General features: G+C 46.2%; 11 protein-coding genes and 1 pseudogene. 8 read left to right on the forward strand and 4 right to left on the reverse strand.

Annotated elements, in window-relative coordinates; genetic code table 11:
- Nucleotides 1-55: 55 nt before the first annotated feature.
- From QZ918_RS24170 to QZ918_RS24195, 7 genes and pseudogenes are all read left to right on the forward strand, one after another.
- Nucleotides 56-2038 carry a hypothetical protein gene (locus QZ918_RS24170; protein WP_293339165.1) on the forward strand — a complete coding sequence of 661 codons (1983 nt, stop codon included), beginning with the start codon at nucleotides 56-58 and terminating at the stop codon, nucleotides 2036-2038.
- 465 nt (nucleotides 2039-2503) lie between these two features.
- On the forward strand, nucleotides 2504-2620 hold the full coding sequence (locus QZ918_RS24175; protein ID WP_106151135.1) for a photosystem II reaction center protein I: 117 nt from the start codon (nucleotides 2504-2506) through the stop codon (nucleotides 2618-2620).
- Between the two features lie 293 nt (nucleotides 2621-2913).
- Nucleotides 2914-3390: pseudogene (locus tag QZ918_RS33310) on the forward strand (hypothetical protein); the annotation flags it as partial.
- 6 nt (nucleotides 3391-3396) lie between these two features.
- Nucleotides 3397-4446 carry a transposase gene (locus QZ918_RS24180; protein WP_527250428.1) on the forward strand — a complete coding sequence of 350 codons (1050 nt, stop codon included), beginning with the start codon at nucleotides 3397-3399 and terminating at the stop codon, nucleotides 4444-4446.
- A 397-nt stretch (nucleotides 4447-4843) separates the two neighbouring features.
- The gene (locus QZ918_RS24185) at nucleotides 4844-7363 is read left to right on the forward strand and encodes a DUF3769 domain-containing protein (RefSeq protein ID WP_293339167.1); all 2520 of its coding nucleotides are present in this window, start codon (nucleotides 4844-4846) and stop codon (nucleotides 7361-7363) included.
- Between the two features lie 384 nt (nucleotides 7364-7747).
- Nucleotides 7748-8419 carry a hypothetical protein gene (locus QZ918_RS24190; RefSeq protein WP_293339169.1) on the forward strand — a complete coding sequence of 224 codons (672 nt, stop codon included), beginning with the start codon at nucleotides 7748-7750 and terminating at the stop codon, nucleotides 8417-8419.
- Between the two features lie 155 nt (nucleotides 8420-8574).
- Nucleotides 8575-8754, forward strand: coding sequence for a hypothetical protein (locus QZ918_RS24195; RefSeq protein WP_293339171.1), 180 nt, complete (start codon nucleotides 8575-8577; stop codon nucleotides 8752-8754).
- Here QZ918_RS24195 and QZ918_RS24200 read toward each other — a convergent pair.
- From QZ918_RS24200 to QZ918_RS24215, 4 genes are all read right to left on the reverse strand, one after another.
- Entirely contained in the window at nucleotides 8751-9263 is a 513-nt protein-coding gene (locus tag QZ918_RS24200) for a phycobiliprotein lyase (RefSeq protein WP_293339173.1), read from the reverse strand. The genes QZ918_RS24195 and QZ918_RS24200 overlap by 4 nt on opposite strands.
- 286 nt (nucleotides 9264-9549) lie before the next feature.
- Nucleotides 9550-10617, reverse strand: a complete 1068-nt coding sequence (locus QZ918_RS24205) for an RNA-guided endonuclease InsQ/TnpB family protein (RefSeq protein ID WP_367275431.1) — start codon at nucleotides 10615-10617, stop codon at nucleotides 9550-9552.
- A gap of 124 nt (nucleotides 10618-10741) precedes the next feature.
- Nucleotides 10742-12202: a hypothetical protein gene (locus tag QZ918_RS24210; RefSeq protein ID WP_293339175.1), complete on the reverse strand. Its 1461-nt coding sequence runs from the start codon at nucleotides 12200-12202 to the stop codon at nucleotides 10742-10744.
- A gap of 93 nt (nucleotides 12203-12295) precedes the next feature.
- Nucleotides 12296-12571 (reverse strand): helix-turn-helix domain-containing protein, encoded by a 276-nt coding sequence (locus QZ918_RS24215; protein WP_293339177.1) that lies wholly within the window; start codon nucleotides 12569-12571, stop codon nucleotides 12296-12298.
- Nucleotides 12572-13219: 648 nt separating this feature from the next.
- Here QZ918_RS24215 and QZ918_RS24220 point away from each other — a divergent pair.
- Nucleotides 13220-15520, forward strand: a complete 2301-nt coding sequence (locus QZ918_RS24220) for a hypothetical protein (RefSeq protein WP_293339179.1) — start codon at nucleotides 13220-13222, stop codon at nucleotides 15518-15520.
- The last annotated feature ends 91 nt before the right edge of the window (nucleotides 15521-15611 follow it).

Consider the following 15611-nt stretch of genomic DNA (forward strand, 5'->3'; position numbering starts at 1 on the left):
GCACAATTCAGCAATTCCGGCGCGAATCTAAAACCTGAATTCAATAATTAAACTTATGTCCGACGGTTACTACGGCCCATACCAAAGCCGACTATTAAATTTTATATCCAAACAGTCCCGCCAAGTTGCCGATAATTGCGATCGCACTTGGCGACAAATTCAAGCAGCAACCCTCAACGCTACCCAAATTCTACTTTATCCAGCTTACTTGCTCGTCCAAAGTTCCAGAATGTTGAGCCGGCAGTTGCGGGAATCCAGCCAAAAAGTAGATTTACCGGAACTTCAAGAATATGACGGCGATGAAAATCCAGATTTTTCGGGAAATTGGTATCCAGGAGAAGTTTCCGATGAAAGTTCGATCGACCAAATCTTAAACCTGGCTGCAAATTTGCTAAACTCGTCCCAAACCGCTACAACTTTAGTCAGTTTTGGGCTGTTAATCCAGACAAACCCAGCAACTGAAAAAGCCGATCGCGATTTGCATCCAGCCATCAACTTTATCAAACAAGCTGCCAAGCATCAAACAACTTCCGTCTTAGAACCTCCTCAGGCTAAAACTGTATTAGACAGACAATCCCAAAAAGTTCAGGGCATCGCAACTTTTATCCCAGCCCGCACTTTAGTCTTAGTCGGAGATGAAAATCGCATATTAGATATTTTGACACCCGAACAGCAAGAACTTCTGGAAAGTCGCATAACTTGGGAAGTCGCTAACTCCGGGCCCGGACGCCGGGAAATTACTCAAAAAGAATTAAAATTTAATCTCGGTTTAGAGTCTGCTGCGAAAAAATCTCGGTTGGCGCCGGTGCGTCGTTTTTGGGAATTGATGGCCTGGCTTCAGTCGAGTCCGGTTGCTCTGAAAAGAAATCAGTTTGGAGAATCAATCCTCGCAGTCAAAAGCGCGATCGACCGCAATGCCATTTTAGTTCAAAGAGCAACCGCATCGATCGCTCCGGCCAACACCGCAGGGCCGGCGATTGATCCATCAAATTCGATCGACCGCAATACCCCAAAATTAGAACCTAATTTTAACAGCAAGTTCGATCGCACCGACAATCCGATCTCCTTTGTCACATTACTCGATCGCGCTGCCGTCAACCTCGAAGAATTTACCCTCCCCCCAACAGCCAAAACCACCGCTGACAATCCCGAGGTAAAACTTGATACCTCCGCCCCAGAAACAAATTTAGGTTTGTCAGCCCGCGAAATCCTCGAAAAATACGCGAAAAACATCGAACAAATTATTTGGTCGTCCGTAGACCAACTGCTGGGCAAAGAAACGGCAGCTAGTGACAATACCGAAAAAGCTGTCGCAATTCAGTATTATTTAAAACAACGCCAGGAACAAGAGCGAACAGAAAACAGCCAAAAGGTCGATCGACCTTGGTTGAATTGGCAAGACTTATTCGGAGAACCAGCACCGCAGCACTTAATCCCAGCAAATGCCGAACCAGAGGCAAATGTTAAAAGCCTCATATCACAAAATACCCCAGAAGTCAAGCAAGAAATTGCAGAAACAGTAGAATTGTCAGAAAGTCGATCGACCGCAGTCTCAACATCGCCTTACCCAGAAGCAATTCACCGCCTGCTAGCACAGCTAAAACAGAGCTTGCTTACAAAAGTCCCACAAAGTCAACCCCAAACAGGCTCAAACTTAGCCGTCACTCCAGAAAATAAATCAGGACTCGCAGCAGAATCAACCCCAGAGCGCGCGCCGGAGACCCAAGTGCCAAAAAACACCAACCCGAACACCGCACAAACCAGCAAATCCCCAGCAGCAATCGCCCCCACCACCAGCAGATACACCCCCGCCACCAGCGTCACAGCACCCAAAAATCAGAGTGCAGGTCTCCCGCCCGCAGACGAATACTTAGAAACCAAAGCAGAAGCGATGGGTTACATTAAACACCCACTAGAACAAGTGCTCGAATGGCTCGATTTAGTCATGGTGCGCGTCGAAAAAATCATCGAGCAAATCTGGAATTGGGCAAAAACCAACTTGCCAACCATCCTCAAAAGCAAAAATAAAATTGACTAATCTTTAGTTAAGCTGTTGTGCATTTAAATTGTATATTTCAAATCCCGATCGAACAATCCTCGAACCCTCTCCCTCTCCAACACCACAGGCAATCTAGATCCAACACAGCTTATCAGAACGTCAAATTGAAAACCCCGTCCTTGATGAGGATGGCTTTTTGCCATTGTTAAGTAAAAAACAAATCCATCTTCACAAATCAATATGGTAGAATCAGCACATCAGACAAGATGTAAAAACCTACCCCTGGACTGGGGGAAAGTCTACGCCCAAAACATTTTTGAGGAGATATGACGGGAGCACGCTTCGTGCAAACCCAGTCAGCCTGGGAACCCTAGCAATAGGGATATTTTGACAGAAATGTCTTAAGAATCCCCGTGCCTGTATGTCGGGGACTGTCAAGATAAAAATGTTGCCGCAACAGCAGCAAATCAGCCCGCTATTATGCCATCTTTGGAGACTCCCACAGTGCTAACCCTCAAAATCGTAGTTAATGTAGTTGTTCTATTCTTTGTTTCCCTGTTCGTATTTGGGTTTTTGTCCAATGACCCAGCCCGGAACCCCAACCGCAGAGACATGGAATAAACCAGCTATCTCCGTCGCTGACTCGGGGGCACGTCACCGCAGCCCCCGCGAGTCAGCCAGCAAATCCCCAAAAATTAGTCCAACAAAACTTGACCTCGCACCACTAGCGAGGTTGACGTACAGTAAAGTATTTGCTTACATTTGTTAATTTATGCTCATATTTGCTGTATGCCATACGTTCCGCTCAGAAAAGCAGTCGAATTTCTGGGCTTGCATCCACACACAGACAAGAAAATATGCAGGCGAAGGGAAGATCAAAAGCATCAAAAACGAAGCAGGGCAACGACTCTATGATGTCGAGTCCTACCAGCGCGGTGCAACTAGAACTACCGTTGTTTGCTACTGTCGCGTCAGTTCGCCCAAATAGCGAGACGACCTCGCTAGACAAGTTGACTTTATGCAACAGTAATACCCCAACGCCGAAATCATCCAAGATATCGGGTCAGGACTCAACTTCAAAAGGAAGGGACTGCAAGCCCTACTGGTCAGACTTATGCGCGGCGAACAGCTCACGATTGTTGTTGCCTGTGGCGACATCTAAAGCAGATTCGGATTTGAATTATTCGAGTTCATGGTTCAACAAAACGGTGGACAAATCGTGGTTCTTGACGGAACTGTTCACGCGAGCGAAAGCGAACTCACAAGCTATCTTCTCGCCATCCTTCACGACGACCGTTGCAGAATGCAGGGACTCAGAAGTTACAGCAAGAAGATCAAAGAAGATCCGGCTATTCCTAAATCCTGAACAAAAAGCTTTAATCAAGCAGTGGTTTGGAGTGAGTCGTTTTGTCTACAACGCGACTATCAAATATCTCCAAGAACCAGGCACAAAAGCTAACTGGATGACAATCAAAACTGGAATACTCAACAGTTTGCCAGAATGGGCAAAACCTGTACCTTTCCAAATTAAATCGATTGCCATCAAAGATGCCTGTTTAGCAGTCAAAGCAGCTAAACAGGGTTTTAAAAAAGATGGTCTACTCCGCCAATGCAAGTTTCGGAGTAGAAAAGACACCAAGCAATCTATTTATGTGCCGAAGTCGGCTGTAAAAGACTGCGGTGTCTACCATTCCATTCTGGGTAAGTGTCAATTAACAGAATCTTTGCCTGAAAAGTTCAGTGATGGGAGGTTGACTCTCGCCTACGGAGAATACTATTTAGTTGTTTCTGAAGAAGTGCAACAAACCAAGACCGATAAACAAGGTCGCGTCGTTGCCTTAGACCCCGGTGTCCGTACCTTCATGACGTTTTTCTCTGAAGATTCCTATGGCTGGCTTGGAAATGATTCTAATTTGTACATCCAGAAACTGTGTTTTCGGTTGGACAAATTGGTATCGAAAATCTCTAAAGCCCCCAGTCGGCAGAAAAGAAGATTCAAGAAATCAGCCAGCAGGCTTCGTTGTAAAATCAAGAACTTAGTCAGAGAGTTACATCACAAAGTAGCTAAGTTTTTAGTTGATAACTTTGATGTAATCTTACTGCCTACGTTTGAGAATTCTCAAATGATGTCGAAGTCACGCCGTAAGTTGAGAAACAAAACGGTGCGACAAATGTTGACTCTAAGCCATTACGAATTTAAGAATTTCCTTAAGTGGAAAGCTTGGGAAAATTCCAAACTCGTGATTGACTGCAACGAAGCTTATACCTCAAAAACGGTGTCATGGACGGGCGAAATTGTCAAAAATCTAGGTGGTGCTAGAACTATTAAGTCCGCAGCCACCGGATTGAAGATGGATCGGGATCTAAATGGTGCTCGCGGGATTTTCCTACGGGCATTGGTTGACACGCCTTTGTTGAGAGACTCTCTTAACTTATACGTTTGTTAGCATTTGTTAGCAAAAAAGTGTCGGTTATCTTATGGCGAAAGAAACCCAGTTGACAGTTGACAGTTGACAGTTGACAGTTGACAGCAAACAGGCTGACAGTTGACAGTTGACAGGCTCTTCTGATTTTGAAACGAAGAGGATTAGAGCAACGAATAGTCAGATTTTAATTTCTCCCTACAAGGGTGGAGGCTTTAAACCAATTGTTTCTGGCAATCAACTCAGTTTCTGAGGATCAGTCGGTTAGCTGCGAGGCACACCAGAAGATTTCCGGTTAACCTTGAAACGCTGCCTGTTAAATGCAAAAATTTGGACGATCGATTCTCTGCTATAAAAAACCCTCTAAAATCTAAAATCTAAAATCTAAAATCTAAAATCGGATGATTCACCTGTTCTAACTATGCCCTATCCGGTACCGCCGCCCGAACCCTCTGCCATCATCTACATCGCGAAGCCCAAAAAAGTCGCCCTCACTCTGGCAGCAAATGATGGAGACACCCGCAGCAACTCCGCAGAAATACCGGAACCCAGCCCAGAAATCGTTCAGCCCGAACCAGAACCCTCAGCAGCACTCCTCGGCACCACCCCAGCCATCAGTGGGGCGCCAGAAATTGCTGACCCCGCAACCTCTGTGGAAAGTAACGGCGCAGCAGCGGAATTTCAGCCTCCGACTGCTGTAGGACAACCTGAAACTGTGACAGCCCAGAAAGATACCTCGTTTACTGCTTACCAATTGGGTTCAGTAGAAAATGCCATTGCCGCTCGGAATCGTCAACGAACAGCAAGGGATCAGAGCAAAAAGGACAATAATGCTGTCCGACAGCCAGACGACGGGTATCAGGCTAAAGGCGAGGAGTTAAAAAATAACTCCCCCGAACCTGCGGAGATTCCTGTTCCCGAAGCGCCAGAAGCGCCTGCTACAAAGCAGCAAGAATTGGAGATTCCAACGACGCCAACGACGCCAACGACACCCAAACCAGCCACTCCCGCAGCACCGAAACCGCAGCCCAAACCGGCCGCGCCCGGAGTCCGTACAGCGCCTTCTCAGCGGACAGTGCCATTTCCGGTAAGTCCGGCTGATACGATCGAAGTTAAGGCCGACAGCCAAGAATTTGACGACAAACAGCAAATTGTCACGGCGGTTGGTAGGGTTGTGGTGCGGTTCCGACAAACTGTGATTGATGCCGATCGCGCGATCGTCAATTTAGTCACCCGGCAAGTGATAGCATCCGGTAATGTCGCCTATACCCGCGGCCAACAAGTAGTCCGCGGCCGGCAGATGGAATTCAATCTCGGACTCAACTCCGGCGCAGTCGAACAAGCCAGCGGCGAAATATTCCTCCCCTCAGCAAGTAGCGAGTTAACCCCCACACTACCGACAGATATTAGTGCTGGAACCATTCTAGAACAGCCCCTGAGCGATCGGCTGACCATCCAGCAGCCCCTGCGCGGAGTCAAATCCCCCGGTGCTGCTACTGTTACCATCGGTGGTGGCGGGCAGTTAACAGCACCCCAAATTGTTGGCGCCGTCAACCGCGTCCGCTTTGAAGCAGACAGGCTCGAATTGCTGCCCAGTGGCGTCAGAGTAGCAACCAACATTCGGATTACTAATGACCCGTTTTCCCCACCAGAACTCGAATACAGGGCTCGGAGGGCAACGATTACCAGGATTTCGCCCACGGCTGAGGAATTAGTCACAACTTCCCCCCGCCTAGTGTTTGACAACCGCATCAAAATACCCGTGTATCCCCGCAGGCAAGTTTTTGACAGCCAACAGAAAAACGGGCCCTGCTTGAATTTCGGCTACGACGGCGGCGACAGAGGCGGTTTGTTTGCCGAGTGCGGTTTTGAGGTATTGCAAAACGGGCCAGTACGCCTGACTCTAACACCCCAAATTTACCTCCAGCGAATCGTGGAAAAGAACGGCGGCAATCCGTTTTCCCCCGACAGCTACGGGCTGAAAGCAAAATTGCGCGCGACTCTAGGCCCTCGCACCAGCCTGGAAGGATCCGCGTTATTTCTGAATTTTGATAATTTCCCAGATTTAGCTGAAAATGCTTTTCGGGGGAATTTGCGGCTGCGACAGTCGATCGGCAATCACAATCTAGCCGCAGAATATAGTTATCGCGATCGACTGTTTAACGGTTCTCTAGGCTTTCAAACCGTCAACAGCAGTCTCGGGGCCGTCCTCACTTCCCCACAGATGCAAATCGGCAACACAGGCATCAATTTCAGCTATCAAGCCGGGTATCAATTTATCAATGCTGACACCGATCGAGCAGATTTGCTCGATCCCGTCCGCGAAAACAACCGCATCGATTTGGGCCGAGGCCAAGTCAGCTTCGCCCTCAGCCGCGGCTTCAACCTGTGGCAAGGTCAACCGCTGCCCCGCACACCCACCCAGGGTTTGAGATATACGCGGACGCCGGTGGTTCCCTTTTTGCAACTGGCTTTGGGACTCCGAGGAGTTGGCTCTTATTATAGTAGTGGTGACAGCCAAAGTTCGCTCGCCGGCAGCGTCGGCATTCAAGGGCAGTTCGGCCATTTCTCCCGCCCTTTCCTCGACTACACTGGATTTAACGTGACATACACCCAGGTAGCGCGGGACGGGGTATCGCCTTATTTGTTCGATCGGCTAGTAGATTTGAAAGTCCTGTCTTTTGGACTTGTACAGCAAGTTTACGGAGGGTTTCGAGTCGGGTTTCAAAGTGCTATTAATTTAGACAGCAGGGAAACAATCAGTACGAACTACACTTTAGAATACAGCCGTCGCAGCTACGCAATTATTTTGCGTTTTAATCCCGAACGTCAAGTCGGCAGCCTGACGTTTAGAATTAGCGACTTCAACTGGAACGGCACGCCCCAACCATTTTCCGGCGACGTGCGAACAGTAGAAGGAGGTGTGCGTTTATCCGATTAATTGAATTGGGTAATTCAACAGTTGACAGTTGACAGTTGACAGTTGACAGTTGACCATGGGAGAGCTACCTCTACCCTTAAGTCCGAAGATTGGAGTAATGAATAGTCTGATTTTAATTTCTTCCGCTCCGGCTTAGGCTTTCAACCAATTCTTTCTGGTAATTGGTAATTGGTAATAACGAAGCAAAAACAATCACCAATTCCCAATTTTTCAATTCCCAAGGACTAAAAACTAAGGACTAACGATCGAGTTTGCTCTTCGGGGACAGCACTCCTGACAACTAACAACTGACAACTGACTGCTAAAAGAAGAGGGCGGCCACTCTTGGTACCGCCCCTACCAACTGACAACTAACAACTGACAACTGACTAATTACCAATTCCCATGACAGAAGTGACGGCAATATCTGCACAAGCAGCGGCTCTGCTGGTTCACTACGGTTTTGACCTAGGTGGCAAAAAAGCAGAGAAATTGGCTGGTGAATGGTTGACCAAGTATCCCGCCTATTGGTTGCGTTTAGCAGTGGTTGAAGCGCTTTATCAAGGGCGCTACAAAGCTGTTTCTGTCGGACAGCTATTGAGTATGTGGCACCGGATAGGCCAACCACTATATCATTTTAATCGCGAGTTTGAACGCTTAGTTTGCAACAATTTTCCTCAAGATTTAACCTTTGAAAGTTATGCTCAACCGTCGCAGGAAGAGATACTTTTATCCCACCCAGAATCCGAATTCGGTGTCGCCGAAATAGATACGAGCAAGCAGTCAGAAGCAGAAATCGATCGCGCGTCAGATGCAGAAGTCCCCAATACAGAGGCCCTGGAAACAGAAAAAGTCGCCACTGCCGGCGATCGCACTCAAGAAAATACAGAAGTTGTAGTATATGAAGATGTGAATGTTACCGCCCTGGCCGATGGAGCTGAACCCGATCGCAAATTAACAGACAAACCTATCGCCAAATCATTCCCAGTTGCCAAACACACTGATTTTCACACCAAGTTAAAAGCCGTTGCCCGAGAAGGCCGCAGAAAGAAAAGAGAAAACATCAAAAAGAAATAATATCAAATCCGGTAGCATTATCCTGTATTAATCTCTCTATTCTCTCTGTGTCCTCTGCGGTCTGGAGCGGTTAAATCATTCCGAAATTTTGGGAAAATTACTCAGGATAGTTGTGGCTTGTATTCATTTTTGGAAATTAGATATAGAGGTTCTCCGTGGGAGTGAGGTACTCACCAATTAACCGAAAGAATTGGTTGAAAGCCGGAACCCTTATAGGGAGAAATAAAAATCAGACTATTCATTACTTTAATCCTCTTTCTTTATTTCTTTATTTCTTTCTCAACTGTCAACTGTCAACTGTCAACTGTCAACTGATTAACGCTGTCAAAAGTTAACTTTTTGGACTTCCACCCATCCGAATTTCCGAACAAAAAGATGCTTGTTCCGTACCGTCAGCTTGCTTAACAACGCTAGTCCTCAAGCGCAGATTGGGGATGAGATACCACAGCCTTTCTTCAGCACGGACGGTATCTGATTCTGTAATCAATGTCAGCACATCGTCGCCGCCCATCACGTAACGGGTGTTTCCCTTGGCTTGCAACACTTTGCCTTCGCTAGGATTTTCGGGATTCGGGACGATCGCTAATATTGTAGAACCAACTTGTTTAGCTTGGTTGCGATCGGGAACACCGTCCCAAGAAATCCGAACGCCCCTGAGTCCAGTTGAGTCCGGGTTAGTCGAGTGCTGTTGGCAAAGTTTGACGACTGCTGCATCGTTAGCTGTCAGCATTTCGATTTTGAGGTCAGATTTACCTGCTTGCAATTCCCCAGAATTGAGATTGTGTACGGTGCGCTGGGAAAACCATTTGCCTGCACTTAACTCGAAAAACTCGATAACATCCATGAAATTTGTCTCTAAACTTAAATAGTTCTTGATTTGCGATCGCGACTTGCGCGCTATCGAGTCAGAAAACCTGTTTCTTCTTGAGTAGCTAGCGGCCAAACCAATGATTTTAGCAAGAAACCCGGTTTAATAGTGCAAGTCCTATTTTCTATTTTAAAGGAACGGGGCGCACCTGCAAAGCTTTTCGGGATGTTTGAGCCCAGCAGGTTGAGGTACGCAATCCAAGCAGGCGGACATCTGTCGGGCCGATGCAGCCCGATCGACGTGAACTACCACACCCCAACCGCTAGGCGGTATGGGGCGGGCTTCCCAATTCAACGGCAACCGCCTCTACAGTCGTAGACTTACGCCCAAAGCGCTTTGGTCTTACATTGCCTCCAAGGGCAGCAGCGCTGGTTCCCAACGCCAATATCCGCAAGCCTTCATTTTTGATATTGATAGCTGCATTCACATCTCTGTCGTGATGCACATTGCAATGGGGACAGAGGAAAGAACGCACTGAGAGTTCCATCTTTGGGATGGGTAGCAGTGTTGCATTACAGAGGTGTGATGAAGGGAAAAAACGCCCGATTTCTAGGTAGATTTTTCCGTCTTGCTCTGCTTTATATTTCAACATGGTTTGGAACATTCCCCATCCAGCGTCAGAGATTGACTTTGCTCGATTATGATTCTTCACCATGTTTTTGACTGCCAGATCTTCTACCACAATCACTTGGTTCTCGTTGACTATCTTGCGGGATAGTTTGTGTAGAAAATCTTCTCTCACTCTTGAGATTTTAGACTGCATCTTTGCCAGTGCAACTTTAGCCTTACGTCGCTTGTTTGTCGTTTTATCGCGTTTCCGAGAGAGCTTACGCTGCTTGCGTTTTAGGTTGCGTTCATGCTTTTTGAGGTGCTTCGGATTATTGAACTTAGAGCCGTCAGAAGTGACTGCAAAATCAATCAATCCCAAGTCAACCCCAACCGCTTTACCTTCACTGCTTGGAACTGGTTTAGCGGTTTCGTCATCCAGCAGCAGAGACGCATAGTACCGACCATCCGGCATTTTCGACACCGTGACCGTCTTGAGTTTCCCAACACAGTCCCGATGAATTTTTGCTTTCACCGTTCCCAAGTTGCCGGGGAATTTGATTGCAGCATCGCTCAAGATTTTGACGTTCTGAGGATACTGGATCGACTGACGACCATAGCGAGATTTGAAAGTCGGGTACTCGGCCCGTCCATCAAAGAAGTTGATAAACGCCTGAGACAGATTCAGTACGGATTGTTGCAAGCATTGGGAATAGCATTCTTTCAGCCATTCATACTCTTGCTTCCATACCGGGATCTGTTTCTTCATGCTGAGAGCAGACAAGCCTTTACCGCTTCTAAAAACCTGGACAAACCTACCCACAGGTAATTTGGATCCCAGTATAAGTCTGCGGTGTAACTTTGAGTCGATCGCCACTAACGCGCTTGCGCTTGGCTGATGCCCGACATCACTGCTCGACATCAGCCTTAACCAGTGGCCCCCAGTTAGAGACTCCATAGTAATCGTGTCTGCGATTAACTACCGAGCACCGACCGATAAACATATTAAATTGGTACCAAGCGCCCCATACGTGCTTTCTGGGGTTCACCCCCAGATAGGCGGACACGGGGCGCGGCAATCTTTCACTTCCATTCATTCCTCTTCTAGCAATAGCTATTGCAGCACTAATATCCGAGGACAACCCATAGATCCGAGCGTATTTAACCAATCCGATTAAACTGGTGTAAGCCGGATTGCGAGTAAATAACGAAATGCCTCTATTGGATAAAATCGACTCCAAAAGCTGATAAAAACGACTGTAAGTCCAGTTCGATAGCATCCGAGCATATTTTCTTCCTTTCTCCCTTAACTGTGATTTCTTACCAGTAAAATCTAAGGATTCGCCAACAATCGGGCAAGCAAACGCAGTAGCTAATTGGGCTAGCTGCAAGATAGCACCTACAATTTGAGCATCTTGTTTACCGCGAGGTAAACCCATTTGCAGAGCTATTTTACCTCTCGATCTTAAATTACCTTGACCGTCGATATACGCCCAACCAATCGAACTCGGATTGAGGTCAATGCCAATGCAACCGTACTCGAGCGAGCGGCTTACTTGTTTTACTGGTAATGGGGTAAATTGTACTGCTACTACCCAACGGTTGTCCTGGCGGTAAAAGTGCCAGGTTTTAGCACCCACCGAAGGCAACCGATTCAGATTTCTGTCAAAATTACCGATGGCTGAAGTGACATATTTCCCAAATTTAGCCTCCAGGCAATTAGGCACTCTAAATTTCAGATTGTTGCCATCCCACTGACAAGTTTGATTGCCATAACTTTCATCCTTCGACCCTACAATGAATAGTTCACGCTTGTTGACCTTGACTCTCAGTGGTGCCACTTTCAGGTGGGCGAGGGTTTGAGTTAATTTGTAGATGTATCTTTTCTTGTTGTGGATGGCAAATTTCAGGTGATACCAGTTGGTCTTGCGAGTTTTCCTGTCGCTCGCTAGGGGGAAATTACACCCGCTTGAAGAGTGCTGCCAATGTCGTTTGGCGTAAAATTTTTGGGCTAATAGGAGTTTTCTTTGTGCTTTCTTTAACCAAGATGCAGCGGATTTCAGTCTAGATGCTAATTGGGACAGATATCTAGTTCTCGCTTTATCTGCTGAATCTACTTTGCCGGATGATAAAGCAATTACTCCGTTGGCCTGACGTTTGTTGATGCCGTAGGTCTGTTGTATATGAGTATTCCAACTAGATTTATTGAATTTGATTTCTCGATTTAATAAATGGTTAACCGTCTCGATTGTTGCTCGATAAAACACTCCTGAAAATGCCGTTAAAAAACACTCAAATTCAGTATAACCTGCGGGGTTAAGTTCGGCTTCGGGAGTTGGTAATCCTTTACAGTAAGTGAGAGTCGTCATAATTTGATAAATTAGCTGCCTTGATTGTGAGTGAAACTAGACATTAGCTGCTCTAATTGCAGAAAATGTCTAGTTTCATCACGAATTGTCACGTTATTGTTGGACTGTTCTGTAACCCGTCTCTTTATAAGTCAATGACATCACCGAAAGAGATTGATTCCACACCCATCGCACACACCCGAAAGCTTGTGCAAGATGAGCTTGTTGTATATCAGTTGGATAGATTCTGACCTTAACTGCCTTTAACACGATCGCGACCTTTATCACGCTTCTGTAACTCTGATAACGCAATAAGTTAAGAGTGTGTATGAATCTCTCGTTAAGCTTCGTGAGAGATGGGACGCTCGATCCAGCGTCCCTGGCTTTCATCCCACACCAACTAAGAGTATGGTGTGGGGATTCCCGCCGATCGACCTAAAATTAGAGCATTCGGCACGGTATTTCGCTAAACAAGTCTTGGAGAGCACATCAAACAGGATGGCGCGCTCACAAATTTTACCTTAACTCCGTCCAAAAACGGGTACAGCCTGCCAACTTAAGTTCTGCAAATTTTAGTACAACGTTCAACTTTCCAGATTCACTGCGCTGCAAGTCAATTTTTTAATTGTAAGGGCGATCGTCCTAGCCTCCGTCTCAAACTTGTACAGCGACTTTTCCTGAAGGTAGCCGAAGGAAGTCGAAGTATCCAAAATCAAAAATCAAAAATCAAAAATCAATTGTGTGGAGCGATCGACAATCATTGCCCAAAACCCGTTATGTTAAGAAAAACAACGATATATGTCAGATAGTTGTCGATCGGTAGATTTTGGGCTTTGAGTTGAACGATCTTGGTGGCGGTTGATGGCAATCGCAGGCATTGAAAATTCTCAAACCAGACTCAGACAAAAAAACCAGCGATTCATCGAAGGATCGCCAAACCGAGGGCAGCAGCCCGGTAGCAAATAGCCTTCAAATATGCCATGCTAAGTAAACGAGCAAAGTAAGTGAGAAAACTTTCTCGATCGGGTTTTGGGCAAGGTGCAGCTAGCGATCGCATACATTAAAAAAAAAGACATCCACAAATTTATGAGCGAGTTTACACAAGGGCTGGATAAAATGCAGCCCGCAGAACAGACGCACTGTTTGGGAATCCTACCAAGTCAGCTAGCAGCAACTTCCGACTCAGATAAATTATACAGCTTACTAACAGATTACAATTTTATTGAAGCCAAGCTGTCAACATCGGGAGCACAAGCACTAATAGAAGATTATGAGTTAGCAACAAGTCCAGATATTATCACCTCCGATGAAAAAGCCGACAAACTCAAATTAATCCAAGAAGCAATCAGGCTTTCTGCCCACATTTTAGCCAAAGATAAAACCCAACTAGCTACCCAACTAATTGCCCGGTTGATGCGCTTTGAAATTCCAGAAATTCAAGCACTTCTAGCCCAAGCGCAACAACAGAAAATACCCTGGCTGCGGCCGCTAACGCCCAGCTTTACCCCCCCTGGTGGCAGATTGCTACGCACTCTCACCGGACATACAGATTGGGTACAAGCTGTAGCAATCACCCCCGACGGCAAGCGAGCAATTTCTGCATCCTCCGACCACACTCTCAAAGTTTGGGACTTAGAAACAGGAGAAGAACTTTCCACCCTCAAAGGTCATCTTACCTACGTTAATGCTGTAGCCGTAACCCCAGACGGAACAAAAGTAATTTCAGGTTCTTGGGACAATACTATTAAAATTTGGAATTTAGCTACTGGAACAGAAATATTAACATTTGCAGGCGATACTTTTGCAGTAGAAGCTGTAGCAGTAACTCCCGACGGCAAGCGAGTAATTTCTGGTTCCTGGGACGGCAGCATAAAAGTTTGGGATTTGTCAACAGGGGCTGTGGTTTTCAACCTCAAAGGTCACAGCAGTTTTGTCCAGTCCGTAGCAGTAACTCCCGACAGCAAACGGTTGATTTCCGGGTCAGGCGACAACAGCATTAAAGTCTGGAACCTAGAAACAGGAAAAGAACTTTTTACCCTTACCGGTCACGCAGATTGGGTAAAAGCTGTAGCAGTAACTCCCGACGGCGAACACATAATTTCCGGCAGTTACGACGGCACAATCAAAGTTTGGAGTTTGAGTGCCAGAGAAAAACTTTTCACTTTAGGAATTCACAGCAGTTTCGTCCAAGCTGTGGCAGTCAGTCCCGACGGAAAACGCGTAGTTTCGGCCGCAGGCGACAAAACGCTGAAAGTTTGGAATTTGGAAACAAAAGAAGAACTATTTACTTTTACCAATCACATCGCCCCGGTGAATGCTGTAGCTGTCACCCCCGACGGCAAGCGGATAGTTTCTGGTTCCTCTGACAAAACTCTCAAAGTTTGGCACTTAGAAACAGGCAAAGAAAATTTATCATCTGCAGGTCACGATGACTGGGTAAATGCTTTAGCAGTGACTGCCGACGGTAAAAAAGCAATTTCCGGTTCTGGAGACAACAGCATTAAAGTCTGGAATCTGGCAAATGGAGAGGAAATTTTTGCGATTCCCGGTCATAAAGATTGGGTAAAAGCAATCGCTGTTACCCCCGACAGCAAGAGAATAGTTTCAGGTTCAGGTGACAAAACAGTTAAAGTTTGGAATCTGGAAACTGGAGAAGAAATATTTAGTCTTACAGGTCATACAGATTGGGTAAATTCGGTTGCTGTTACCCCCGACGGCCGGCGGTTAATTTCTGGTTCGGGAGACAAAACTATTAAAATTTGGAATTTGGAAACAGGAGAGGAAGTTTTTACATTTATCGGTCACACCGACGGGATAAAAGCTGTGGCAGTTACTCCCGATGGCAAGCGGATAATTTCGGCTTCCGGCGACACAAGTCTGAAAGTTTGGAGTTTGGGAAAAGAAAATAATATTTTGGCAAATTTATGGAATTTAGTCGTAAAAAATCAACTTTTTACTCTCAAAGGTCATGAGAGTTTTGTGAATGCTGTGGTAGTTACCACAGACGGTAAATGGGGAATTTCTGGGGGGAGGAAGAAACTGATTAAAGTTTGGGATTTGTCGAGTCAAAAGGAAATTTTTACTTTGACGGGTCATGCGGATGCGATTACAGCTTTGGCGACTGTGGGAAATAGAGTGATTTCAGTTTCGGATGATAATACTCTGAAAGTTTGGGATTTGTTGAGTCGAAAAATAGTTGCTACTTTCAGGGGAGATAGTGCTTTGAAAGCTTGCGCTATGGCACCAGATGGGGTGACAATTGTCGCGGCGGAAGCTTCGGGACAAGTGCATTTTTTGAAGTTGGAAGAGGGGAAGAGTCAGTTGACAGTTGACAGTTGACAGTTGACAGTTGACAGTTGACAGTTGACAGTTGACAGTTGACAGTTGACAGTTGACAGTTGACAGTTGACAGTTGACAGTTGACAGTTGA

The sequence above is a fragment of the Microcoleus sp. CAWBG58 genome, from assembly GCF_020883045.1.
In the GTDB taxonomy this organism is placed as follows: domain Bacteria; phylum Cyanobacteriota; class Cyanobacteriia; order Cyanobacteriales; family Microcoleaceae; genus Microcoleus.

Excerpts from the sequence above, each read along its gene's own strand:
- QZ918_RS24170 (WP_293339165.1), top strand. The coding sequence starts at position 56 with ATGTCCGACGGTTACTACGGCCCATACCAAAGCCGACTATTAAATTTT.
- QZ918_RS24185 (WP_293339167.1), top strand. The coding sequence starts at position 4,844 with ATGCCCTATCCGGTACCGCCGCCCGAACCCTCTGCCATCATCTACATC.
- QZ918_RS24190 (WP_293339169.1), top strand. The coding sequence starts at position 7,748 with ATGACAGAAGTGACGGCAATATCTGCACAAGCAGCGGCTCTGCTGGTT.
- QZ918_RS24200 (WP_293339173.1), bottom strand. The coding sequence starts at position 9,263 with ATGGATGTTATCGAGTTTTTCGAGTTAAGTGCAGGCAAATGGTTTTCC.
- QZ918_RS24210 (WP_293339175.1), bottom strand. The coding sequence starts at position 12,202 with ATGACGACTCTCACTTACTGTAAAGGATTACCAACTCCCGAAGCCGAA.
- QZ918_RS24215 (WP_293339177.1), bottom strand. The coding sequence starts at position 12,571 with ATGAAAGCCAGGGACGCTGGATCGAGCGTCCCATCTCTCACGAAGCTT.